General features: G+C 61.3%; 22 protein-coding genes. 10 read left to right on the plus strand and 12 right to left on the minus strand.

Annotated features, from left to right (window positions below; all coding sequences use genetic code 11):
* Positions 1-118: 118 nt before the first annotated feature.
* Both AGR13A_RS03320 and AGR13A_RS03325 read left to right on the plus strand, forming a co-directional pair.
* Positions 119-586: a BA14K family protein gene (locus tag AGR13A_RS03320; protein WP_080833647.1), complete on the plus strand. Its 468-nt coding sequence runs from the start codon at positions 119-121 to the stop codon at positions 584-586.
* A 224-nt stretch (positions 587-810) separates the two neighbouring features.
* Positions 811-1,329 (plus strand): BA14K family protein, encoded by a 519-nt coding sequence (locus AGR13A_RS03325; protein ID WP_035218632.1) that lies wholly within the window; start codon positions 811-813, stop codon positions 1,327-1,329.
* A gap of 173 nt (positions 1,330-1,502) precedes the next feature.
* Here AGR13A_RS03325 and AGR13A_RS03330 read toward each other — a convergent pair whose 3' ends face one another.
* A complete protein-coding gene (locus AGR13A_RS03330) occupies positions 1,503-2,498 on the minus strand; it encodes a transporter (RefSeq protein WP_080833649.1) in 996 nt (331 codons plus the stop codon).
* A gap of 220 nt (positions 2,499-2,718) precedes the next feature.
* Here AGR13A_RS03330 and AGR13A_RS03335 point away from each other — a divergent pair, with 220 nt between their 5' ends.
* The 3 genes from AGR13A_RS03335 (at position 2,719) to AGR13A_RS03345 (ending at position 5,677) form a co-directional block, all read left to right on the plus strand.
* Positions 2,719-4,503 carry an acyl-CoA dehydrogenase gene (locus AGR13A_RS03335; protein ID WP_080833651.1) on the plus strand — a complete coding sequence of 595 codons (1,785 nt, stop codon included), beginning with the start codon at positions 2,719-2,721 and terminating at the stop codon, positions 4,501-4,503.
* A 10-nt stretch (positions 4,504-4,513) separates the two neighbouring features.
* Complete coding sequence (locus tag AGR13A_RS03340; RefSeq protein ID WP_080833652.1) at positions 4,514-5,272, plus strand: crotonase/enoyl-CoA hydratase family protein; 759 nt, start codon at positions 4,514-4,516, stop codon at positions 5,270-5,272.
* A gap of 90 nt (positions 5,273-5,362) precedes the next feature.
* On the plus strand, positions 5,363-5,677 hold the full coding sequence (locus AGR13A_RS03345) for a hypothetical protein (RefSeq protein WP_080833654.1): 315 nt from the start codon (positions 5,363-5,365) through the stop codon (positions 5,675-5,677).
* Here the strand turns inward: AGR13A_RS03345 and AGR13A_RS03350 are convergent, their stop codons facing one another.
* Positions 5,678-6,928: a class I SAM-dependent RNA methyltransferase gene (locus AGR13A_RS03350; protein ID WP_080833656.1), complete on the minus strand. Its 1,251-nt coding sequence runs from the start codon at positions 6,926-6,928 to the stop codon at positions 5,678-5,680.
* Positions 6,925-7,677, minus strand: a complete 753-nt coding sequence (locus tag AGR13A_RS03355) for a TlyA family RNA methyltransferase (RefSeq protein WP_035218614.1) — start codon at positions 7,675-7,677, stop codon at positions 6,925-6,927. The genes AGR13A_RS03350 and AGR13A_RS03355 overlap by 4 nt, the downstream gene beginning before the upstream one ends.
* A gap of 267 nt (positions 7,678-7,944) precedes the next feature.
* Here AGR13A_RS03355 and AGR13A_RS03360 point away from each other — a divergent pair, with 267 nt between their 5' ends.
* The 3 genes from AGR13A_RS03360 (at position 7,945) to AGR13A_RS03370 (ending at position 10,915) form a co-directional block, all read left to right on the plus strand.
* Positions 7,945-9,963 carry a methyl-accepting chemotaxis protein gene (locus AGR13A_RS03360; protein WP_080833659.1) on the plus strand — a complete coding sequence of 673 codons (2,019 nt, stop codon included), beginning with the start codon at positions 7,945-7,947 and terminating at the stop codon, positions 9,961-9,963.
* Positions 9,964-10,118: 155 nt separating this feature from the next.
* On the plus strand, positions 10,119-10,514 hold the full coding sequence (locus tag AGR13A_RS03365) for an ACT domain-containing protein (RefSeq protein ID WP_080833661.1): 396 nt from the start codon (positions 10,119-10,121) through the stop codon (positions 10,512-10,514).
* A gap of 29 nt (positions 10,515-10,543) precedes the next feature.
* On the plus strand, positions 10,544-10,915 hold the full coding sequence (locus AGR13A_RS03370; RefSeq protein WP_080833663.1) for a nuclear transport factor 2 family protein: 372 nt from the start codon (positions 10,544-10,546) through the stop codon (positions 10,913-10,915).
* A gap of 38 nt (positions 10,916-10,953) precedes the next feature.
* Here AGR13A_RS03370 and AGR13A_RS03375 read toward each other — a convergent pair whose 3' ends face one another.
* Together AGR13A_RS03375 and AGR13A_RS03380 are read right to left on the minus strand one after the other, a co-directional pair.
* A complete protein-coding gene (locus tag AGR13A_RS03375; RefSeq protein ID WP_080833665.1) occupies positions 10,954-11,262 on the minus strand; it encodes a putative quinol monooxygenase in 309 nt (102 codons plus the stop codon).
* Positions 11,263-11,267: 5 nt separating this feature from the next.
* Positions 11,268-12,062 (minus strand): helix-turn-helix domain-containing protein, encoded by a 795-nt coding sequence (locus tag AGR13A_RS03380; RefSeq protein ID WP_080833667.1) that lies wholly within the window; start codon positions 12,060-12,062, stop codon positions 11,268-11,270.
* 107 nt (positions 12,063-12,169) lie between these two features.
* On the opposite strand from AGR13A_RS03380, the gene AGR13A_RS03385 reads away from it, so the two are divergent.
* Positions 12,170-12,532: a nuclear transport factor 2 family protein gene (locus tag AGR13A_RS03385; RefSeq protein WP_080833669.1), complete on the plus strand. Its 363-nt coding sequence runs from the start codon at positions 12,170-12,172 to the stop codon at positions 12,530-12,532.
* Positions 12,533-12,574: 42 nt separating this feature from the next.
* Here AGR13A_RS03385 and dxs read toward each other — a convergent pair whose 3' ends face one another.
* From dxs to AGR13A_RS03420, 7 genes are all read right to left on the minus strand, one after another.
* A complete protein-coding gene (gene dxs, locus AGR13A_RS03390) occupies positions 12,575-14,494 on the minus strand; it encodes a 1-deoxy-D-xylulose-5-phosphate synthase (protein ID WP_080833671.1) in 1,920 nt (639 codons plus the stop codon).
* 99 nt (positions 14,495-14,593) lie between these two features.
* Positions 14,594-15,517, minus strand: a complete 924-nt coding sequence (locus AGR13A_RS03395; protein WP_080833672.1) for a pirin family protein — start codon at positions 15,515-15,517, stop codon at positions 14,594-14,596.
* 299 nt (positions 15,518-15,816) lie between these two features.
* A complete protein-coding gene (locus AGR13A_RS03400) occupies positions 15,817-16,071 on the minus strand; it encodes an exodeoxyribonuclease VII small subunit (protein ID WP_003503059.1) in 255 nt (84 codons plus the stop codon).
* Between the two features lie 2 nt (positions 16,072-16,073).
* Positions 16,074-17,009 carry a histone deacetylase family protein gene (locus AGR13A_RS03405; RefSeq protein ID WP_080833675.1) on the minus strand — a complete coding sequence of 312 codons (936 nt, stop codon included), beginning with the start codon at positions 17,007-17,009 and terminating at the stop codon, positions 16,074-16,076.
* 25 nt (positions 17,010-17,034) lie between these two features.
* Positions 17,035-17,598, minus strand: a complete 564-nt coding sequence (locus AGR13A_RS03410) for a biotin transporter BioY (RefSeq protein WP_020010590.1) — start codon at positions 17,596-17,598, stop codon at positions 17,035-17,037.
* Between the two features lie 31 nt (positions 17,599-17,629).
* Entirely contained in the window at positions 17,630-18,235 is a 606-nt protein-coding gene (locus tag AGR13A_RS03415) for an energy-coupling factor transporter transmembrane component T family protein (RefSeq protein ID WP_080833677.1), read from the minus strand.
* Positions 18,232-18,912, minus strand: coding sequence for an energy-coupling factor ABC transporter ATP-binding protein (locus AGR13A_RS03420; RefSeq protein ID WP_080833679.1), 681 nt, complete (start codon positions 18,910-18,912; stop codon positions 18,232-18,234). Before AGR13A_RS03420 ends, AGR13A_RS03415 begins: the two co-directional genes overlap by 4 nt.
* 113 nt (positions 18,913-19,025) lie before the next feature.
* Between AGR13A_RS03420 and AGR13A_RS03425 the strand changes: the two genes are divergently transcribed.
* Positions 19,026-20,222: a winged helix-turn-helix domain-containing protein gene (locus tag AGR13A_RS03425; protein ID WP_080833680.1), complete on the plus strand. Its 1,197-nt coding sequence runs from the start codon at positions 19,026-19,028 to the stop codon at positions 20,220-20,222.
* Positions 20,223-20,381 lie beyond the last annotated feature (159 nt).

A 20,381-nucleotide genomic window follows, 5' to 3' on the forward strand; every position in this document is an offset into this window, starting at 1 on the left:
ACTCGTTTGCACGTCATCGAATTCTTTTCGGGTGTTCTTGGGGGACTGACCCTTACCTCCGATGAGAGTGAACGGTGAAAGGCGCGGTTCAACGCGCCAGAGCAAACGGAGGAAGATCATGATGAATTTCCGGACAACGAGCGTCGCCACGGCGATTGTCGTTTTCCTCACAAGCTTCACGCCGTCGCAGGCGTTCCAGGCGCCTATACCGATGCCGAAGCCGGCGATCGCCGCCGACAATAATGTCGTACCGGTGCAGTACCGCGAATGGGACCGCAGAGGCGACCGAAGGTACGGGGACCGCATGTATCGCCCGCGCCCGCCGCGTGACGGATATTACAATGGCCACCGCGGCTATCGCGATCGCCGTCCGGGCTATCGCTATCATAACGGTTACTGGTTCCCGCTTGCAGCCTTTGCAGCTGGTGCGATCATCGGCGGCGCCGTGCAGCCGCCGCGCCCGGCCTATGGCGGCAGCCATGTTTCCTGGTGTCAGAACCGCTGGCGTTCGTATCGCGCTTACGACAACAGCTACCAGCCGACCAGCGGTCCGCGCCGCATATGCGTATCGCCTTACAGCCGCTGATAGTGGTTTTCGAAAGCCCGGATTTTGATCCGGGCTTTTGCTTTCGGACTGTCGGTTCGGTAACCGAAGCGTGAATGCATCGTTAATGCTGGGTTCAGGCGAAAACGCCTAGCCTGCAACCAGTAATGTTCCGGCCAGAGCCGACAAGCTGGCTGAGTAAGAAGAAAAAGGTGTTATTATTCACGTCCAACGGCCTGTCGACCGTCGTGAATGGAGGAAGTCAGATGAGAGACTATATGAAGAATATCTTGGCTGTCGGTCTTTCTGCGATCGTGGTTGCGGGAGCGATTGTTCCGGCGGAAGCGGCAATGCCATTGCCGGCGGCACCGAAGAGTGTCGAGACGGTGGGCAATGACGCCAGCAAGAATATCGTGAATGTGCAGTACTGGCGCGATCGTCGCGACTGGGATGGCGGACGTCGTGGCTGGTACGGTGGTCACCGCGGTTATCGCGATTACCGTCCGGGCTACCGTCATCATGACGGTTACTGGTTCCCGCTCGCCGCCTTTGCGACGGGTGCGATCATCGGCGGTGCGCTTTCGCAGCCGCGCGAAATCTACCGCCCGGTTCCGGAATATCGTCCGCGTCCGGTCTATCGCGAATACCGCCCGGTCCGTCGTGCCGGCATGAGTCAGGCGCATGTGAACTGGTGCTATGGCCGCTATCGGTCCTACGATGCCTATAGCAACACGTTCCAGCCATATCACGGCCCGCGCCAGCCCTGCTATTCGCCTTACAGCTGATAGATTGGACGAGCCGAAATCGATGGAGCCGCCCGGAGGAATACCGGGCGGCTCAAGCTTTTTATAGGCCTCGTAACATCAGCCTTCGTCATTCTCGGGCTTGACCCGAGGATGACGCTGAGTGGGACTGTCGACGCCACCCCGCCAAGAAGTCGGTTGACCTCTGTTGATCGTCACAAAATCCGCGCCCGCTTCAGCACGAACCAGGCAAGCGCTACCGAGATGACGATGAAGATGCTGGCCGAAAGCGTGCCGCCGGTGCCGACCGTAAACGGCAGCTCATCCGTATTCATGCCGAAGAAACCGGTCACCAGCGAGGGCGGCAGCAGGAACGCCGTCATCAGCGACAGGATATAAAGATGCCGGTTTGTCTCCGACGAGAGTTTGGAATCGATTTCCTCGTGCAGCAGCCTTGCCCGCTCCTGCAGGGCATAGACGTCATGATCGACGGCTTCCAGACGCCCCATAAGGCGTGAGGCGACATCCTCGAAACCATTGGGCATCTCGTCATCATCGGCGGCGGAAGCCCGTCGCATCAGGGTCAGCACGGTGCGCAGATGCCGGTGCAGGCGCACCACCGTGCGGCGCAGCGGGGCAAGCCGCCGCCGTTCGTCGCGCGTCTCGCTGTCATAGACCATATCCTCGATGGCGTTCAGCTCTTCCGTCGTCTCCATCACCAGATTGATGAGCGAGCGCTGGAATTCGGCGACAAGGCCTTCGAACACATGCGATGGCGTGAGGTAGCGGTTGGAATTCTTGTCGACCGCCGCCTTCAGCCGGTCCACCGAATGCAGTGGCTGCAGGCGGGTGGTGATGATGAAACGGTCGCTCACCGCGAAATGCAGCCACCCGAAATCACGTGTCTCCTTGTCGAATTCCCGCTGGAAATCGACAAGCGTGCCGTAAAGCGATTTTTCATCCACCACGATGGAGGGATGTGTCTCATGGGTGGTGAGGCTTGCGCGCGCCGCCGGATCGAGACCCTCTATGGTTTCGAGAAAACCCGCCACCCGCTGATCGGCGAGATTGAGATGCAGCCAGAAGAAGCCGTCGCAATCGGCCATTTCGTGAAAGCCGGCATCGGGTGCAAGCCGGCGGCACGGGGCTGTGCCGGGGTGGAATTGATAGGCCCAGACAAGGCCGGGAATAACGGGTGTTACGAGATCCATCGTGGCAGTCCTGACCGGCTGGATGGGAGGAGGGAGGCGTTCGTCGTTCCGGTGTGGGAGCGGCGGCGGCGAAGCGCCTTTCAGCGCATGCTGAGCAAATTCATATGACAGTTTTATAACAATCCCGCTGAAATGACGGGAATTTTCAAATTGACGTTTACGTAAAAATCATTTAGCCCGAAGATCAGCACGATAGGCAAAAGCTTCGGGAGGAGGCAGCATGTATACCGCGCCGGTGGACGATATCGCCTTTACGCTCAAACATGTGGCGGGTCTTCAGGACGCACTTGCAAAGGGTGTGCTGGGAGATCTCGGTGAAGATCTCGTCGATGCCATTCTGCACGAAGCCGGCCGTTTCGCCACCGCCGAGGTCGCGCCGCTTGCCGAGATCGGCGACCGGCAGGGCGCGAAGCTCGCCGACGGCAAGGTCACCACGCCCGACGGTTGGGCCGATCTTTACCGCCGCTGGGCGGAAGCCGGCTGGAACAGCCTGACCGCGCCGGAAGAATTCGGCGGCCAGAACCTGCCGCATATGCTGAATGTCGCCGCACTCGAAATGTGGAATTCCGGCTCCATGGCCTTCGCTCTGGCGCCGACGCTGACCATGGGTGCTGTGGAAGCCCTTGTCGCCCACGGTAGCGATGACCTCAAGCACACCTATCTGCCGAAACTCGTCTCCGGCGAATGGACCGGCACGATGAACCTCACCGAGCCGCATGCGGGTTCGGACCTCGGCGTCCTGAAGACCCGGGCGGAGCGCAATGGCGACGGCACCTACCGTATTTTCGGCCAGAAGATTTTCATCACCTGGGGCGAACACGATGCGGCTGATAATATCATCCACCTCGTTCTCGCCCGCCTGCCGGATGCGCCTGCCGGCACGCGCGGCATCTCGCTGTTCCTCGTGCCGAAGTTCCTGCCTGATGAGAACGGTGGGCCGGGCAGCCGCAACGATCTGTTCTGCCATTCGCTGGAACACAAGCTCGGCATTCACGGCTCGCCCACCTGCACCATGATCTTCGGCGACGGGAAATTTGGTGAAGGGAAGGGTGCTCTCGGCTGGTTGATCGGTGAGGAGAACAAGGGTCTCGCCTGCATGTTCACCATGATGAACAACGCCCGCCTTGCCGTTGGCATGCAGGGCGTGGCGATCTGCGAAGCGGCGACCCAGAAGGCCATCGACTATGCCAGGGAGCGCACGCAGGGCAAGGCGCCCGGCTGGCAGGGTTCCGGCATGAGCCCGATCATCGAACACCCGGATATCGCCAGAACGCTTCTGACGATGAAGGCGCTGACGCAAGGATCGCGGGCGATTTCCTTCAGCTGTGCGCATGCCATCGACATGGCGCATGCGACTGAAGACGCCCGGGAGCGCGCTCACTGGCAGGAGCGCGCTGCCCTTTTGACACCCATCGCCAAATCCTTCTCCACCGATGCCGGCGTCGATGTCGCCTCCATGGGCATTCAGGTGCATGGCGGCATGGGCTTCATCGAGGAAACCGGCGCGGCGCGTTATCTGCGTGATGCCCGCATCGCGCCGATCTATGAAGGCACCAACGGCATTCAGGCCATCGATCTGGTGCTGCGCAAGCTGCCGCTTTCCGAGGGCGCGCAGGTGCGCGGTTTCATCGCCGAACTGCGCGAGATCGCCGCCCGCACAGTCGCTTCGAACCGCGACGATCTCGGCGAGACCGGCCGTTATCTCGAAGCGAGCCTTGGTGATCTGGAAACGGCGACCGACTGGCTGCTGGACCGTATCAAGGCGGGCGAAACCGAAACGGCGCTCGCCGGCGCGACGCCCTATCAGCGCCTCTTCGGTCTGGCGCTCAGCGGCGCCTATCTCGCCAAGGGCGCATTGGCCACCGTCGATGATGGCAGGGGCGGACATCGCGCAGCCCTTTGCCGTTTTGCAGCGGAAAACCTGCTGGCGGAAACGGCGGCGCTGAAGGACCGCGTTATATCAGGTGCGGCAAGCCTTGCCGCCGCCCGCACCGTATTGGCTTGAGGAGGCTCAGATGTCGGACGAACACATTCTTGTCGAGCGCGTCGGCCATGCGCCTGATGTCTTGACCATCCGCTTCAACCGGCCGGACAAGAAAAACGCCATCACCGATGCCATGTATCTGCGTATGGCCGAGGCCCTACATGCCGCCAATGCGGACCCGGAAATTCGCGTCGTCGCCTTTCTCGGCACGGAAGGCTGCTTCTCCGCGGGCAACGACATGGCCGATTTTCTGGCCTTCGCCATGTCGGGCGGAAAGGGCAAACTCGCCGCATTGGAACTCCTGAAAGCGCTCGTCGCTTTCGAAAAGCCCATGGTATCCGGCGTCGACGGGCTCGCCATCGGCATCGGCACGACGCTGAACCTGCATTGCGACCTGACGGTCGCCTCCAGCCGCAGCCTGTTCAAGACCCCATTCGTGGATCTCGCTCTGGTGCCGGAAGCGGCTTCCAGCCTGCTCGTGCCGAAACTCATGGGACACCAGCGCGCCTTTGCGCTGCTTGCCATGGGCGAAGGTTTTACTGCCGAGCAGGCGGTGCAGGCCGGCATGATCTGGAAAGTGGTCGCCCCGGAACATGTGGAGAGCGAAACGCTGGCGCTTGCCACCCGGCTTGCGGCCAAACCACAGCAGGCGCTGAAGATCGCCCGCGATCTGGTTCGCGGCAACCCGGCGGATCTGCTCGCCCGCATCGAAGAGGAAGGCCGCCATTTCATCGCGCAGCTGCAAAGTGCCGAAGCGCGAGCCGCCTTTGAGGCATTCATGCGCCGTTAAGCGTTCTGGCAGGAAATCCTTGCGGTTAAGGAAGCGGTCAATATGGCTTGGGTTAGATAAAGCAACGTCATTGTCCGAAGGCCAACTGCCATGCGCCACTTCGTTTTTGCCCTGTCCTTGTTCCTCTCCGCCGCAACCGTTGCAGAGGCGGCGACGACCGTGCCTTTGCCGGTTTCGGGCAACAACGTTATTCTGGCGCAGTCCACGGATGACGACAGCCCGAATTTCTATTCCGGCAACAGCCGCGACCGCCAGCGCCGCGCCCGTTTCGTCTGCGTCATCACCCCGCCGGACAGCGCCAATCGACGCCGGCCCTATGTTTGCCCCATCGAGCGGGGCCGTGTCGGCGGCAGCTGCCGCTGCTCGGGCGTGGTCGGCAACGGCACGGTCGATACCGCCTGGTGATTATTTCTCGAGCGTCGCCACCGCTTCCACATGCGGCGACCACAGAAACTGATCGACCGGCGTAACGCGGGTGATGCGATAACCACCCTCCGTGAGAAGCGCGAGATCGCGTGCAAGCGTCAGCGGATTGCAGCTCACCGCAACGATCTTCTTCACCGTGCTGCGGGCCAGTTCCTTGCACTGGAATTCGGCGCCGGCGCGGGGCGGATCGAACACGACAGCATCGTAATTCTTCAATTCGCTCGTCATCAGCGGGCGGCGGAAGAGATCGCGCTTCTCGACGCTGACGGGTTTCAGGCCCTGCATGTTGCGGGCGGCGAAATCGAGCGCCTTCAGCGGCTTGTCTTCCGCTTCCACCGCATGCACCCTGCCGATGCGCGCGAGCCGCAGCGCAAAGGTGCCGGAACCGCAGAAGAGATCGGCAATGCGTTTGGATTTGCCGACATGGGCAAGCACCAGCTCCGCCATGGCGTCTTCGGCCTGTTTGGTTGCCTGCGTGAAACCGCCGGCGGGCGGTGAGACCGGAACGCCGCCGAATTCGATGATCGGCTTTTGCGGCTCGATCAGGATTTCGCCTGATAACGAGACGCGAGCAATGCCGCGCATGGCCAGCACCGTTTCCGTCAATGCGCGCCGCTGCTTGTCGGCGACGGATTTGATGCCTTCGACTGAAATGTCGAGGCCCGAGAGCGTTTCAAGAACGGTCATGCGGAAGGGTTCGGCATTCGCTACCATCGAAAGGCCGATGGCCCGGATGGCGTCCAGCCGCGAGACGATGCCGGGCGAGGTGACGGGACATTCCTCAATGGCGACGATGTGGTGGCTGTTCGCCTGGCTGAAACCGAGCAGCAGGCCCTTTTCCGTCCGGCGGGCGGCAAACACCGCGCGGCGGCGCTCGCCGGGGCGACAGATGACAAGCTCGTCCACGGGCGGCGTCAGGCCCTTTGATTTCAGTGCCGAAACCACCAGTTCCCGCTTGAAGGCGTGGTAGGGCTGGTCGGCCAGATGCTGCAGCGAACAGCCGCCGCAGGTGCCGTTCTTGCCCTCGGGACCAAAGTGGCGGCAGACGGGATCACGACGGTCAGCCGAGGCTTCCGCAATGGACATGACCGTGCCATGATCCTTGACCTTGGCGATGGCGACCGTCTCGCCGGGAAGCGAGAAGGGCACATAGACCGGGCCGTCGGGACAGTGCGCGATGCCGTCGCCCTGCGCACCCAGGCTCTTGATGGTGACGGTCTGTGTGCTCATGGCTTTTCGCCTCCGAGAAGAAATTCGACATTGCCGTCACCGCCGGAAATCGGCGAGGGAATGAGGCCAAGGCTCTTCCAGCCCATGTCCTCGGTCAGCCAGCGTTCCAGTTCGGCGGCAACGGCAGGCGCCGTTTCCGGCTCCTTCAACAGCCCCGCTTTGCTGATCGCGTCGCGGCCCGCCTCGAATTGCGGCTTCACCAGCAGGACAGCCAGAGCGCCGGCTTCCGCAAGCTCAAGTGCCGGGGCAAGTGCAAGCTTCAGCGAAATGAAGGACACGTCGGAGACGATGAAACCGATGGGCCGGTCATCGATATCCTCTGCCGTCAGATAGCGCGCATTCAGCCCTTCGAGATTGGTCACACGCGGATCGTTCTCGATCCTTGGATGCATCTGCCCGTGCCCGACATCGATGGCGGTGACGTGTTTGGCGCCACGATGGAGCAGCACCTCGGTAAAACCACCAGTCGAAGCGCCGACATCGAGACAGTCATGGCCCTTCGGATCGAGCCGGAAATGATCGAGCGCGGCTGTCAGCTTGAGGGCGGCGCGGGAGACGTAAGCCTGTGCAGGATCGCTGATGGCGATCTTCGCATTTGCGGCAACGGCCTGGCTGGGTTTGGTAACGGTCTTGCCGTCGACGGTCACGGTGCCGCGCGAAACCGCATCGCGCGCACGCGAGCGGCTGGCGAAGTGGCCGAGCGATACTAGAAGCTGGTCAAGCCGTTCATTTTCAGATGTTTTGGACATGGTCCCGTGTCAATGACCGCCAAACCCCGCCGATGCAAGCGATTTATCGCTGAAAGGGCCAGCGATGCCCACTGTCGTCCGTTGATGTTGCACCGCAAAGTCAGAATGTTCGATTAATCCAATATAAAGGCTTGTATTGCACTTTGTGCGCAAGGCCCGTGCGGCCACCGGAACCTGCCATGACGGCAACTCCTCCCATCCACAAAATTGCGACCGTTGCAGCGCAGACGCCTGCTACGCGGCATCGGGTCGCCGAGAGAGTTTGCGATGTCGCTGAAAAATCTCCCCATCAATATAAAGCTCATTGTCACCTTCTGCGCTTTGATGAGCGTGTGTCTGCTCGCCTCCGCGGTCGTATTCTGGCAGACGCTGGGGAGCGAGCGCGTCACGGTCGAGAATAACCGCACCAAGGACATCATTCAGGCGGTGGACGGCGCGAAGGCCGCCATGCTGGAACAGGCCGTCAACCAGCGCGGCTTCCTGCTGTTTCGCAGCGACAGCACCTATAATGATGTTTTCGCCCAGCGCGACATCATGTTGAAGAAGCTCGACGAAGCCCGCGCGCTGGCCGCCGGCCAGCCGGACATCCTGCAATCCATCGACGACATGCAGAAATCCGCCACCGTGTTCTTCAAGGAACTGGCGGAACCGCAGATCGCCGCGCGCAAGACGACCGAAGCGCCGATTTCCGAAATCATCGAGATCGGCCGCAATCAGGCCAAGGGCCAGCTTGACGGCTTCCGCGCCTCCGCCGCCAAGATCAAGGAACAGCTGAACGGCCTCTCCACCGCTTACGCGGCCGAGCAGCAGGCCGCCGCACTGAACCTGAAATATGCGCTTCTGGGTGGCGGCGCTGTTGCCGGTCTTCTCGCCGTTGCCCTTATCTGGGCGCTGTCGCGCTCCATCGTCACGCCGATCGTCGGCATGACGGCGGCGATGAGCCGGCTTGCCGATGGCGACATGACGACGGAAGTACCCGCGACGGATCGTGGAGACGAAGTCGGCAAGATGGCGAAGGCCGTTCTCGTCTTCAAGGAAGCCGGGCTGGAAAAATCCCGCCTTGCCGGCGAGACAGATCGCATGCGCTCTGCGACGGAGGCTGAACGTCGCCGCAACGAAGAGGAAAAGGCGCGCGACGAAGCCGCCAGCGCCTTCGCCAGCGCCGAGCTTGGCAAGGGCCTTGCCGCTCTTGCGGATGGCGATCTCTCCTATCGTATTGAAACGCCCTTTGTGCCTGCCATCGATCCGGTCCGCGTCAATTTCAACAGCGCTGTCGACAAGCTGCAGCAGGCGCTCCAAACCGTCGGCGAGAACGCGGCCGCCATCAATGCCGGCGCTTCGGAAATGCTGTCTGCCGCCGACGATCTGTCGCGCCGCACCGAACAGCAGGCGGCCTCCATCGAAGAAACCGCCGCAGCCCTGGAAGAAGTCACCACCACGGTGCGCGACAGTGCCCGTGGTGCGGAAGATGCCGGCAATCTGGTCCAGCGCGCCCGTGCCGGTGCGGAAAAGTCGGGTGTCGTGGTCCGCAAGGCGGTTGCCGCCATGCGCGAAATCGAGAAATCCTCGGGCGAAATTGGCAACATCATCGGTGTCATCGACGATATCGCCTTCCAGACCAATCTTCTGGCGTTGAATGCAGGCGTCGAAGCCGCCCGCGCCGGTGATGCGGGCAAGGGTTTTGCCGTGGTCGCGCAGGAAGTCCGTGAACTCGCCCAGCGTTCCGCCAATGCCGCCAAGGAAATTAAGACGCTGATTGGCGCTTCCAGCCAGCAGGTGGAAAACGGTGTCAATCTGGTCGACGAGACCGGCAAGGCTCTGGAACTCATCGTCGCGGAAGTCGAAGAGATCAACGCCCATGTCAGCGCCATCGTCGTCGCGGCCCGTGAACAGGCGACGGGCCTGCAGGAAATCAACACGGCCGTGAACACCATGGACCAGGGCACGCAGCAGAATGCCGCCATGGTGGAGCAGCAGACCGCCGCCAGCCATTCGCTGGCCCGCGAAGCGGAAGCGCTGAACAGCCTGCTTGGCCAGTTCAGGATGGGCGGCGCCCGTGCTGCCGTTGCCGGTGGGTATGCCGCCGCGCCGCGCCAGTCTTCCTCAAGGCCCGCTTTCCAGCCCGCGCCGGCCGCACCGGTCCGCAAGGCTCCGGTAAAATCGGCCTCCGCAACCGCAAGGCCCGTCGCCTCGCCGGCTCGCGCGCTTGGCCAGAGCCTCGCCCGCGCCTTCGGCGGCGCAGCCGAAGCGCCAGCCGCCAAGGATCAGGACTGGACGGAGTTCTGAGCAGGCCGGTCACGGTTGTGTAGCGAGAATTGGGGGCCGGTAAGGCCCCCTTTTTGTTGGTAGGTTTTCGCGTCAAATAAGGGCTGGCACTCAACTGCACGTATCGGCAGCTGGTAGGCCAAGCCTTCGTATTTTTTGAGAAAGGTAATTTCCAGATGGCAGCGCGCGTCAAATTACGGGCTTTGGAGGGCGAGTATGGGGTGGCCCGTCTTCAAGCGTCTGAAGCCATCCCCGCATGGGCCGATGGTGGCGGGTTCGTCAGCATCAGCCGGACCGATGACGAACTTTCCATCGTCTGCCGGAAAGACCGCATCCCGCGGGATGTCCAGTTTGATGCGGGCTGGTCGTGTTTTAAGTTTCAGGGGCCATTTGCCTTTGATGAAACGGGCATCGTCCTGTCTATCATCGAGCCCTTATCCACCAATAATATAGGAATATTTGTGGTTTCGACTTTCGATGGCGACCACCTGCTGTTGAAAACCGGCGATCTGGAAAAAGCCTTCGGTCTGCTGGCAAATGCGGGACATTCGCTCATCAAAGAATCAATTTAACCACGACGGCATTTCTGCAGAGGTGTGTTTTGAATAGTGAAATAGAGCTTCCGGTACAAAAGCAGCTTGAGGCCTACAATGCCCGTGACATCGATGCCTTCATGCTCTGGTGGGCGGATGATTGTCAGTATTACGCTTTCCCGGCGACGCTTCTGGCAGGAAGCGCGGCAGAGATTCGACAGCGCCACATCGAGCGCTTCAAGGAGCCGGATTTACATGGAAAACTGCTGACGCGCATTGTCGTTGGCAATGTCGTCATTGACCATGAAACGGTCACGCGGAACTTTCCGGAAGGAAAGGGAGAGGTCGACGTTGCCTGCATCTATGAAGTTGAGAACGGCAGGATCGCCAAGGCCTGGTTCAAAATCGGCGAACCGCGGATATTGTCGCGAAAATCCTAGCGCAAAGGGCGCGCGCGGCTTTCCCACCGTCCGTGTCGCTATGCGGCGTGATCCGCCCGCATGGGATGCCAGACGGAAATATCCCGTGGCGCATCCAGAAGCTCGGGCAGGGCATCGTGCCATGCCTGCCGATAGGGGCGGTGGATCTGAACGTCGATGACGTCCTGATGGTCGCTCCAGGTCTCATGCAGCAGGAAGCGGTTCTCGTTTTCACCATCCCGGTGCAGTGTTGCGTTCACGAAGGTCTTTTCGTGCCGCATGGCGTCGAGCAGCGCATTCAGCAATTCGAGAAAGCGGTCACGCTGGCCGGGGCGGACCTGAAAGCCGATGAGATAGGTGGTGTGCACGGGTCTTACTCCTTTGTGCCTTGCATCAGTGCTTCGCGGGTTGCCGCGTCGGCGGGGTAAAAACATTCCAGCACCAGTTCGGACAGCGTGACGTCTGTGGCCGTTCCGAAAACCGTGGTGGTTGAAATGAAGCTCAATATTCCGCCCGAACATGGATCGCGAAGCTGGAGCGGTATGGCCAGAGGGTCGTCCCCGGTGGCATCGGGCGAGGCCTTTGGCGCGGGATAGGCCACTAGCTCCGCATGCAGCCGGGAAAGCACCTCGTCTCCCGTTTCCTCGACCTGACGACGCAGGCGCTCCAGCAGGTGATGACGCCATTCGGCAAGATTGACGATGCGCGAACTCAGGCCCTGCGGATGCAGACTCAGCCTCAAGGCGTTAAGCGGCGGGTGAAGCAGCTCTTCGGAAACGCCGGCCAGAAGCGACGTGATCGCCCCATTGGCGAGAACGACGTTCCAGTGCCGGTCGACGGCAAGGGCGGGGAAGGGCATATGCCCGTGCACCACGGTTTCAACCGCCTGCCGGGCCGCCGCCATATCGGGCGCATCCATCGGCCGTTCGGAATGAACAGGCGCATAACCCGCTGCCAGCATCAGCCGGTTGGCGGCGCGGGCGGGCATGGAAAGCTGCTCCGCCAGTTTCACGAGCATCTCGCGGCTGGGGGATGATCGCCCGCTTTCCACGAAGCTCAGATGGCGCGCGGATACGTCCGCCTCCATCGCCAGATCGAGCTGGCTTAACCTGCGGCGCGCACGCCATTCCTTCAGCACTTGGCCGACATGTTCTCGATGATGTGTCATGCCCCGCAGCCTAGCAGAAGAGAGCGCCAATGCGATTACCTCTGAGGTAATTGTTCCGCTTCCCGACCCCCGGCATGTTTGGGCCGTCAACCAGAAGGAGCGCAATCATGACGCAGCATCTCGCAATCGCCGAAACCTATCTCGCAGCCTGGAACGAGGAGGACAATGAACGCCGCAGGCATCTCGTCAGTCAGGCGTGGGCAGAAAATACGCGCTACGCCGATCCGCTGATGCAGGGCGAGGGGCAGCAGGGGATCGCCGCGATGATCGAGGCGGCGCGGCAGAAATTTCCGGGATATCGCTTCGTTCTTACCGGCACCCCGGATGGCCACGGGAGTTTCACCCGTTTCTCATGGCGCCTGATTTCGCCTGAAGGAGACGATGTCGCTGGCGGAACCGATGTCGTCAGCCTGAATGCCGAGGGACGGATCGAAAATGTTGTCGGTTTTCTCGATGGCGCTGTATCCTGAGGCAGAGGCGGGGTAGTCCCGCCTCCTGTCTCGGCAATCTTGTCAGCCGGCGAAACCGACGCCGGCCTGACGCTGTCCAAGCGCATTAAACACGGTGGAAACAATGCCGGCACGGTCGAGGCCGGCATTGGCATACATGGTTTCGGGCTTGGCCTGCTCCACCCACTGGTCGGGCAAGGTCAGCGTCCGAACCTTCGGGCCATGGTCGAGCAAGCCGGCGCTCGCCATGAAATGCAGCACATGCGCGCCAAAACCGCCAACGGAGCCTTCCTCGATCGTTACCAGAACCTCGTGGTGGGCGGCAAGCTGGCGGATGAGATCAAGGTCGAGCGGCTTGGCGAAGCGCGCATCGGCGACCGTCGTGGAAAGGCCGGCCGCATCGAGATCTTCGGCGGCCGCAAGGCATTCCGCCAGCCGCGTGCCGAAGGAGAGCAGCGCAACCTTGGTGCCCTCCTTGATGATACGACCCTTGCCGATCTCAAGAATCTCACCGCGCGCGGGCATCTCGACGCCCACGCCTTCGCCGCGCGGGTAACGGAAGGAAATCGGGCCTTCATCATAGGCCGCCGCCGTGCGCACCATATGTTTCAGCTCAGCTTCGTCGGCCGCCGCCATCACCACCATGCCGGGCAGGGTGGCGAGGAACGTCGTATCGAAGGAGCCGGCATGGGTCGGTCCATCAGCACCGACGAAACCGGCGCGGTCGATGGGGAAACGCACGGGCAGGCTCTGGATCGCCACATCATGCACCAGCTGGTCGTAACCGCGTTGCAGGAAGGTGGAATAAAGCGCGCAGAACGGCTTGTAACCATCAGCCGCAAGCCCGGCCGCAAAGGTGACGGCGTGCTGTTCGGCAATGCCGACATCGAAGGTGCGGGTCGGGAAAAGCTCGGCCATCTTGTCGAGGCCCGTGCCGTTCGGCATGGCGGCGGTGACGCCGATGATCTTGTCGTCGAGGGTGGCTTCCTGGATCAGGGCTTCGGCAAAGACGCTGGTATAGCTCGGCGCATTCGGCTTGGCTTTCGCCTGCGCGCCGGTGATGACATCGAACTTGTTGACACCGTGATATTTGTCCGCCGCCGCTTCCGCCGGCGCGTAACCCTTGCCCTTCTGCGTCACCACATGAATGAGGACAGGGCCTTTCTGGTTATCGCGCACATTGCGCAGCACCGGCAGCAGGTGATCGAAGGAATGACCGTCGATCGGGCCGATGTGATAGAAACCAAGCTCTTCGAACAGCGTGCCGCCGGTCACATAACCGCGCGCATGGGTCACGGCGCGGGTAATGGCGCGGTCGATGGTCTTGCCGAGATAGGCTGTCAGTTTCTTGCCGAAATCGCGGAAGCCCATATAAGTGCGGCCGGAGGCGAGGCGTGCCAGATAGGCGCTCATCGCGCCCGTCGGCGGCGCAATCGACATATCGTTGTCGTTGAGGATGACGATCAGCCGCGCATCGAGCGCGCCGGCATTGTTCAATGCCTCAAACGCCATGCCCGCCGACATCGAGCCATCGCCGATGATGGCTACGACCTTGCGGTCGCTACCGTCCAGCCCCGCCGCCACGGCCATGCCGAGACCGGCGGAAATGGAGGTGGAGGAATGGCCGGCGCCGAAATCGTCATAGTCGCTTTCGGCCCGCCGGGTGAAGCCGGAAAGCCCGCCTTCCTGCCGCAGCGTGCGAATGCGGTCGCGCCGGCCGGTGAGGATTTTATGCGGATAACATTGGTGTCCGACATCGAAGATCAGCCGGTCTTCCGGCGTGTTGAAGACCTTGTGAATGGCAATCGTCAATTCCACCACGCCGAGGCCGGCACCCAGATGGCCACCGGTCTTCGACACCGCGTCGATCATCTCGTCGCGCAGTTCCCGTGCCAGTTCCGGCAGGTCGCGATCGTCGATCTCCTTGAGATCGGAGGGGAAATTCACCCGGTCGAGCAGTGGGGTCTGGGGCATTCCGGTCAATCGTTCGGCCTTTTCTCGTGGTCAGCAGGGGGCACCGGAGCGTCTTTCATGGTGAACGCCGACGGTCCATTCCTGCATGTCGTACACTTCTATAGAATTTCAACCTTCCGGCAAAGGGACAAACTCTTCTTCGTCGCCGGGAACGATGTCGAAGCGTCCGGTTCTCCACTCCTGTTTGGCCTGCTCTATGCGTTCTTTTGATGACGAAACGAAGTTCCACCAGATGTAACGACGCTGATTGAGCGCCGCCCCGCCGAAGATCATGATGTGACAGCCATTGCTGCCGGCCTGCAACGTGATGTCGTCGCCCGGCCGGAAGACGAGCAGCTGGTCGGCGGCGAAGATATCACCCGCCACATCCAGCGAACCGGACAGAATATAGATCGCCCGCTCTTCGTGATCGGCGGAGAAGGGGAATTTTACCCCCGGCTCCAGCGACAAGTCGACATAAAGCGTATCTGTAAAGGACGAAACCGGGGAGGTGAGGCCTTCGAATTCGCCGATCACCACCCGGCCGGTCGCGCCCTTGAGGTCGATCAGCGGCATGTCTTCCTTGGCCGTATGGGCAAAGGCGGGATCGATTTCTTCCATATGGTCCGGCAGGGCAAGCCATGTCTGCAGGCCGGACATGGAAAGCGGATGGCCGCGCAGGTTTTCCGGCGTGCGTTCCGAATGCACGATGCCACGCCCGGCCGTCATCAGGTTGATGTCGCCGGGGCGGATGACAAGCTCGGTGCCGAGACTGTCGCGATGCTTGATTTCGCCGTCGAACAGATAGGTAACGGTGGAAAGCCCGATATGCGGATGCGGCTTCACGTCGAGCGCCTCACCGGCCTTCAGGATCGCCGGGCCCATGCGGTCGAAAAAAATGAAGGGGCCGACGAGACGCCGCTGCCGGGTCGGCAGCGCACGACGCACGGCAAAGCCGCCAATATCGCTGGTGCGGGGAATGATCAGGTTTTCGATGGCGTCGCAGGCAAAAGCATCACCCGCGACGGGATCGTTACCGGGGAAAAAGGACATCGCAAGCTCCTCGTATCGTCTGGCGGGAGTTTAGCATAACCGAGGGGGAGGGGAGCATCGCGATATCGAACGCAGCGTCAACGATCCTTGTTAACACGACATTGTGAGAACACCTTACGGCCGGGGAAAGTTTTCAAACCTCTCCTCCGTCATCCTCGGGCTTGTCCCGAGGATCTAAACACGTCAAGAAAAACAATGAATTGCAGATCCTCGGGACAAGCCCGAGGATGACGTCGAGTGTTTGAATCGGGAGGTGGCTACCTTATCGAATTACGTCCAAACGCTCCCGCTAAACGCAGTCACTCCCCGTCCAGCGGCTCCACACCCTGCGGCTTGCCCGCACGATCGAGGCGAATCTTCTCGATTCGCTTCTCGGCAGCGTTCAACAGCGTCTCGCAATGCTTCTTCAGGGCTTCGCCGCGCTCATAGATGGCGATGGATTCGTCCAGCGCCACGTCTCCGCGTTCCAGGCGTGCGACAATGCTTTCCAGCTCGGCGACGGCTTTTTCGAAGGAATAACCGCTGACATCGGCTGTGTTGGCATTTTCCGTCATGTTCAACCCTTCATCATTCTCAAAATATGCATGGCTGCCGATTCCGCCAGCCCTTCCAGATCATAACCGCCTTCCAGCAGGCTGACGACCCGGTTCGATGTGTATTTATCCGCCATTTCCAGAAGCCGGCCCGTTGCCCAGTCGAAATCCTCGCCCACCAGATTGATCTGCGCCAGCGGATCGCGGTGATGTGCGTCGAAACCGGCGGAGATGAGGATGAGATCGGGCGAAAAATCGGCGATCGCCGGCAACACGCGGGATTTGAAGGCCTCGCGGAAATATTCGCTGCCGGTGTTGGGCGAAAGCGGTGCGTTGACGATGTTGTTCTTCACGCCGGTTTCGTTTTTGTCGCCGCTCCACGGGTAAAGCGGCATCTGGTGGGTGGAACAGAACAGCACGGAAGTGTCGTTCCAGAAGATATCCTGCGTGCCGTTGCCGTGATGCACGTCCCAGTCGATGATGGCGACGCGCTCTGCGCCGTGCGCCTTCTGCGCATGGCGGGCGGCAATCGCCACATTGTTGAAAAGACAGAAACCCATGGCCTTTGCGGTTTCCGCATGATGGCCGGGCGGGCGGGCCGCGACGAAGACATTGTCGGCAGCGCCGGTAAACACGTCGTCCACGGCAGCCATTGCAGCACCGATGCCGGTCAGCGCCGCCTGCAGGCTTTTCGGTGAGGCATAGGTATCCGCCTCGATGCGGTTGATCTCGCCATCCTCTTCGGGAATCTGCCGCACGATGGCAAGCAGATGCTCCTCCGGATGCGCCAGCAGCACCGCATCCTCATTCGCCTGCGGCGCTTCTTTCCGTTCCAGCCGCTCGAAATTCGGATGTTCGAGCGCGATGTTCAGCGACCGCAGGCGGTCCGGCCGCTCGGGGTGGCCGGACGGCGTGATATGCTCCAGGAAGATCGGATGTTCGTATAAACGCGTCGCCATGCTTTTCCTCCCGAAGAAACTCCGTTCAGGCGCGCTGCGGCAGAAGCGGATAACCGGCCATCACGGCGCGGCCGGCAAGTGCGGCAAGCACGGCCTTCAGCGCATCGCCCGGAATGAAGGCGAGCGAGCCCATGAAGGCCTTTTCGAAGCCGAGCCCGACGACCAGCGCCAGATAGGTGATGCCGAAAGCATAAAGCACCACCACGCCGCCGATCAGGCTGGCGACGAAGAAACCGATGCCCTGTGTCAGAGCGGACTGGCCGCGATTGACGAGTTTTTCCGAGAGCGTGCCGGTGACGAAGACAGCTGCGATCCAGCCGATCAGGAAGCCCGTGGTCGGCGTCGTGAAGATCGAAAGGCCGCCGCGTCCGCCCGAAAGCACCGGCAGGCCGATGGCGGCAATCAGGATCGTCAGGAGAACCGCCAGCGTACCGCGTTTCGCGCCCAGCACGACACCGGCCAGCATGACGCCGAGCGACTGCGCGGTGATCGGCACGGGAATGAAACCGAGCGTGATCGGCGGCAGAAGCCCGAGTGCGATGATGATGGCGGAAAACAGCGAAATCAGCACAAGGTCGCGGGTCGTCATGGCTCGGAAACTCCGGATGGTTATCTGGCCGTCAGCTTTGGCCTCTGAAACCGCGCGCGTCAATGGCGTCGGCAATGGCATCGGCATCCTTCAACGTCATAATGACGAGCGGCACGATGATGGTGGCCATCCGCAGGGGCAGGCCGCGCGCCCGGTGCGCATCGCTCACCGCATGGTAACGGTTGACGATTTCAGGCACGAAGCGCACGACGAGCCCGACCGAAAGCCCGATATCGGCGGCCTTCACCAGCCCCAACTTCTCGAGAGGGGCGGCGGCAAGCGCAATTTCGTCCATGAATTGAGAGATGCTGACGGTAATGGTGACGGCGGTGGCAAGCAGCGCCAGCGCCGTCAGCCGCAAAAGATTGACACTGGCATCATGGGCAGGAAGCAGGAGATAGCTGAAGGCGGCGACGAGGAAGATGGTCAGCATCACCGGCCGCAGCCGCAGGCCGATATCCTTGAAGGGCAGCCGCGTAGCGCCCAGAATAAGGGCGGCCAGAACCGTCGCGCATGCGAGAACCAGCAGATCGTGGGTGAGGAACAATGCGATGCTGAAACCCATGAGCGTCAGGAGTTTGAGGCGCGGCGAGACGCGGTAGAGCCAGCCGGTGCCTTCGACATGCAGCGATTTCATCGCGATGCCACCTCCAGATAGCGCGCTACCGCTTCTTCGGGTGCGGCGTCGGCCACCAGCGCGCCCTCATGGAAAACCAGCACCCGGTCGAAACCCGCAACCAGCGGCAGATCGTGGGTGATGACAACAAGCGCCTGCGACAGCGCCGCCATGGTCTTTTCCACGGTGGCTCGGTTTTTGAGATCGAGCTGGTTTGTCGGCTCATCGAGAATGAGGATTTGCGGTTCGGTGACCAGAAGCGCCGCCAGCGCCGCAAGCTGTAATTCGCCGCCCGAGATTTCGTGCGCGCGTCGCTCTTCCAGGTGAGCGATGCCGAGCCTGGCAAGGACGGCTTTGACCCTGGCGTCGGTTTCCGCCCTGCCGAGACCGAGCCGCTTGAGACCGAAGGCAACATCGTCGCGCACGATCGGCAGGATGATCTGGTTCTGCGGATTCTGGAAGATGAAGCCGACCGCCTGCAACACCGCCTTGGCGTCGCTCACGGTGTCGAGGCCGTTCACCGAAACCTTGCCTTCGCTCGGTTTGTTCAGCCCGTTGATCAGCCGGGCAAAGGTGGTCTTGCCGGACCCATTGAGGCCGATCACGCCGATGCGCCGTTCCGTTAATGTCACAGACAGCGGCTGCAGGGCCTGCCGGCCCTCGAAAGCGACACCGGCGGCGTCGAAACGGATTTCCAAGCTTACATCCTCGCGCTCGTTTTCCGGTTCTATACCCCGTCATCAACAGAAGTGAAACAAGGAACAAAAAAAGAACATTGCAATCCTGAAAAAGCCGTCATACCTTCTGCTCCATGGTGATCAAGGTTTCAAACGAAGCGGCAAGACGAATTTTTCTGGCGCGGCAGGGGCTTTCCTCGCCGCCCGGCAAGGCTCTTTCCAAGAGCGACCTGCTGCAGCTCATAACCGATATTGGTTTTGTGCAGGTGGACAGCATCGGCACGGTGGAGCGCGCCCACCACCAGATTATTTTCTCCCGCAACCAGACCTACAGGCGGGACCATCTGACCACGCTTTTGGAAAAGGACCGCGCGCTGTTCGAGCACTGGACGCATGACGCTTCCATCCTGCCGACGGAATTTTATCCTTATTGGAAACACCGCTTCCGCCGCCGCGAGCCGATCATTCAGGAGCGCTGGCGCAAATGGCATGGCGAGGGTTTCGATGCGGCTTTCGGCGAAACGCTGGAGCGCATTGCGGCAACCGGCCCGGTTCTGGCGCGGGAGCTGAAGGAAGAGGGGCACCAGTCCGGCGGCTGGTGGAACTGGCATCCGTCCAAGACCGCGCTCGAATATCTCTGGCACACCGGCAAGCTGGCGATTGCCGGCCGGGTGAATTTCCAGAAGGTCTATGACCTCGCCGAACGGGTCATTCCCGGCGAGCATCACGAAACCGAGGTGGAGCATGCGGAATTTGTCGACTGGGCCTGCCGCGAAGCACTGAAGCGGCTGGGTTTCGCCACCCACGGTGAAATCGCCGCCTTTTTCGATCTCGTCACCCCGCAGGAGGCGAGGGACTGGGTCAAAAGCCATCGCGATGAACTCTGCGAGGTTTCGCTTCTTGCAAGTGACGGCGACACTGCCCGTCCGTCCTATGCCTTTGCCGGTTTCACCGCCGACCTGACCGATGTGCCGGAACCGTCATCCCGCGTCCGCGTCCTCAGCCCCTTCGATCCGCTGTTGCGTGATCGCAATCGCACGGAGCGGCTGTTCGGCTTCTATTACCGCATCGAGGTCTTCGTGCCGGAGCCGAAAAGGCAATATGGCTATTATGTCTTCCCGCTTCTGGAGGGAGACCGCGTGATCGGACGCATCGACATGAAGGCGGATCGCAAGCGCAGCACGCTGGATGTTCGGCGCCTGTGGCTGGAAACGGGCGTGCGTGCCTCGGCGGGTAGGCTGGAGAAGCTCGACGCCGAACTGGTGAGGCTGGCGAAGTTTACCGGGGTTGAGAGTGTGAATTATCTGGAGGGCTGGCGGGAGGAGAGCTGAGGTCGGTCGCTCAAGGATATTTTGAGACGGCTGCGCCCCGCACTCGAATATCGCCCGTGATGAAGCACGGCGTCGCCACGTGTTTCTTCTCCCCGCCGGGGAGAAGGTGGCCCGAAGGGTCGGATGAGGGGGCAAGCTCTCCGCAATCCGGCAAGGGCG

It is taken from the genome of Agrobacterium genomosp. 13 str. CFBP 6927 (genome assembly GCA_900012615.1).
In the GTDB taxonomy this organism is placed as follows: Bacteria; Pseudomonadota; Alphaproteobacteria; order Rhizobiales; family Rhizobiaceae; genus Agrobacterium.

What these genes read in the sequence shown, in the direction of transcription:
- AGR13A_RS03405 (WP_080833675.1), bottom strand. Translation starts at nt 17,009, where the DNA reads ATGGCGACGCGTTTATACGAACATCCGATCTTCCTGGAGCATATCACG.
- AGR13A_RS03345 (WP_080833654.1), top strand. Translation starts at nt 5,363, where the DNA reads ATGCGCCACTTCGTTTTTGCCCTGTCCTTGTTCCTCTCCGCCGCAACC.
- AGR13A_RS03320 (WP_080833647.1), top strand. Translation starts at nt 119, where the DNA reads ATGATGAATTTCCGGACAACGAGCGTCGCCACGGCGATTGTCGTTTTC.
- AGR13A_RS03340 (WP_080833652.1), top strand. Translation starts at nt 4,514, where the DNA reads ATGTCGGACGAACACATTCTTGTCGAGCGCGTCGGCCATGCGCCTGAT.
- AGR13A_RS03380 (WP_080833667.1), bottom strand. Translation starts at nt 12,062, where the DNA reads ATGACACATCATCGAGAACATGTCGGCCAAGTGCTGAAGGAATGGCGT.
- AGR13A_RS03335 (WP_080833651.1), top strand. Translation starts at nt 2,719, where the DNA reads ATGTATACCGCGCCGGTGGACGATATCGCCTTTACGCTCAAACATGTG.
- AGR13A_RS03395 (WP_080833672.1), bottom strand. Translation starts at nt 15,517, where the DNA reads ATGTCCTTTTTCCCCGGTAACGATCCCGTCGCGGGTGATGCTTTTGCC.
- AGR13A_RS03325 (WP_035218632.1), top strand. Translation starts at nt 811, where the DNA reads ATGAGAGACTATATGAAGAATATCTTGGCTGTCGGTCTTTCTGCGATC.
- AGR13A_RS03425 (WP_080833680.1), top strand. Translation starts at nt 19,026, where the DNA reads ATGGTGATCAAGGTTTCAAACGAAGCGGCAAGACGAATTTTTCTGGCG.
- AGR13A_RS03350 (WP_080833656.1), bottom strand. Translation starts at nt 6,928, where the DNA reads ATGAGCACACAGACCGTCACCATCAAGAGCCTGGGTGCGCAGGGCGAC.
- AGR13A_RS03410 (WP_020010590.1), bottom strand. Translation starts at nt 17,598, where the DNA reads ATGACGACCCGCGACCTTGTGCTGATTTCGCTGTTTTCCGCCATCATC.
- AGR13A_RS03360 (WP_080833659.1), top strand. Translation starts at nt 7,945, where the DNA reads ATGTCGCTGAAAAATCTCCCCATCAATATAAAGCTCATTGTCACCTTC.
- AGR13A_RS03365 (WP_080833661.1), top strand. Translation starts at nt 10,119, where the DNA reads ATGGCAGCGCGCGTCAAATTACGGGCTTTGGAGGGCGAGTATGGGGTG.
- AGR13A_RS03355 (WP_035218614.1), bottom strand. Translation starts at nt 7,677, where the DNA reads ATGTCCAAAACATCTGAAAATGAACGGCTTGACCAGCTTCTAGTATCG.
- AGR13A_RS03330 (WP_080833649.1), bottom strand. Translation starts at nt 2,498, where the DNA reads ATGGATCTCGTAACACCCGTTATTCCCGGCCTTGTCTGGGCCTATCAA.
- AGR13A_RS03415 (WP_080833677.1), bottom strand. Translation starts at nt 18,235, where the DNA reads ATGAAATCGCTGCATGTCGAAGGCACCGGCTGGCTCTACCGCGTCTCG.
- AGR13A_RS03400 (WP_003503059.1), bottom strand. Translation starts at nt 16,071, where the DNA reads ATGACGGAAAATGCCAACACAGCCGATGTCAGCGGTTATTCCTTCGAA.
- AGR13A_RS03385 (WP_080833669.1), top strand. Translation starts at nt 12,170, where the DNA reads ATGACGCAGCATCTCGCAATCGCCGAAACCTATCTCGCAGCCTGGAAC.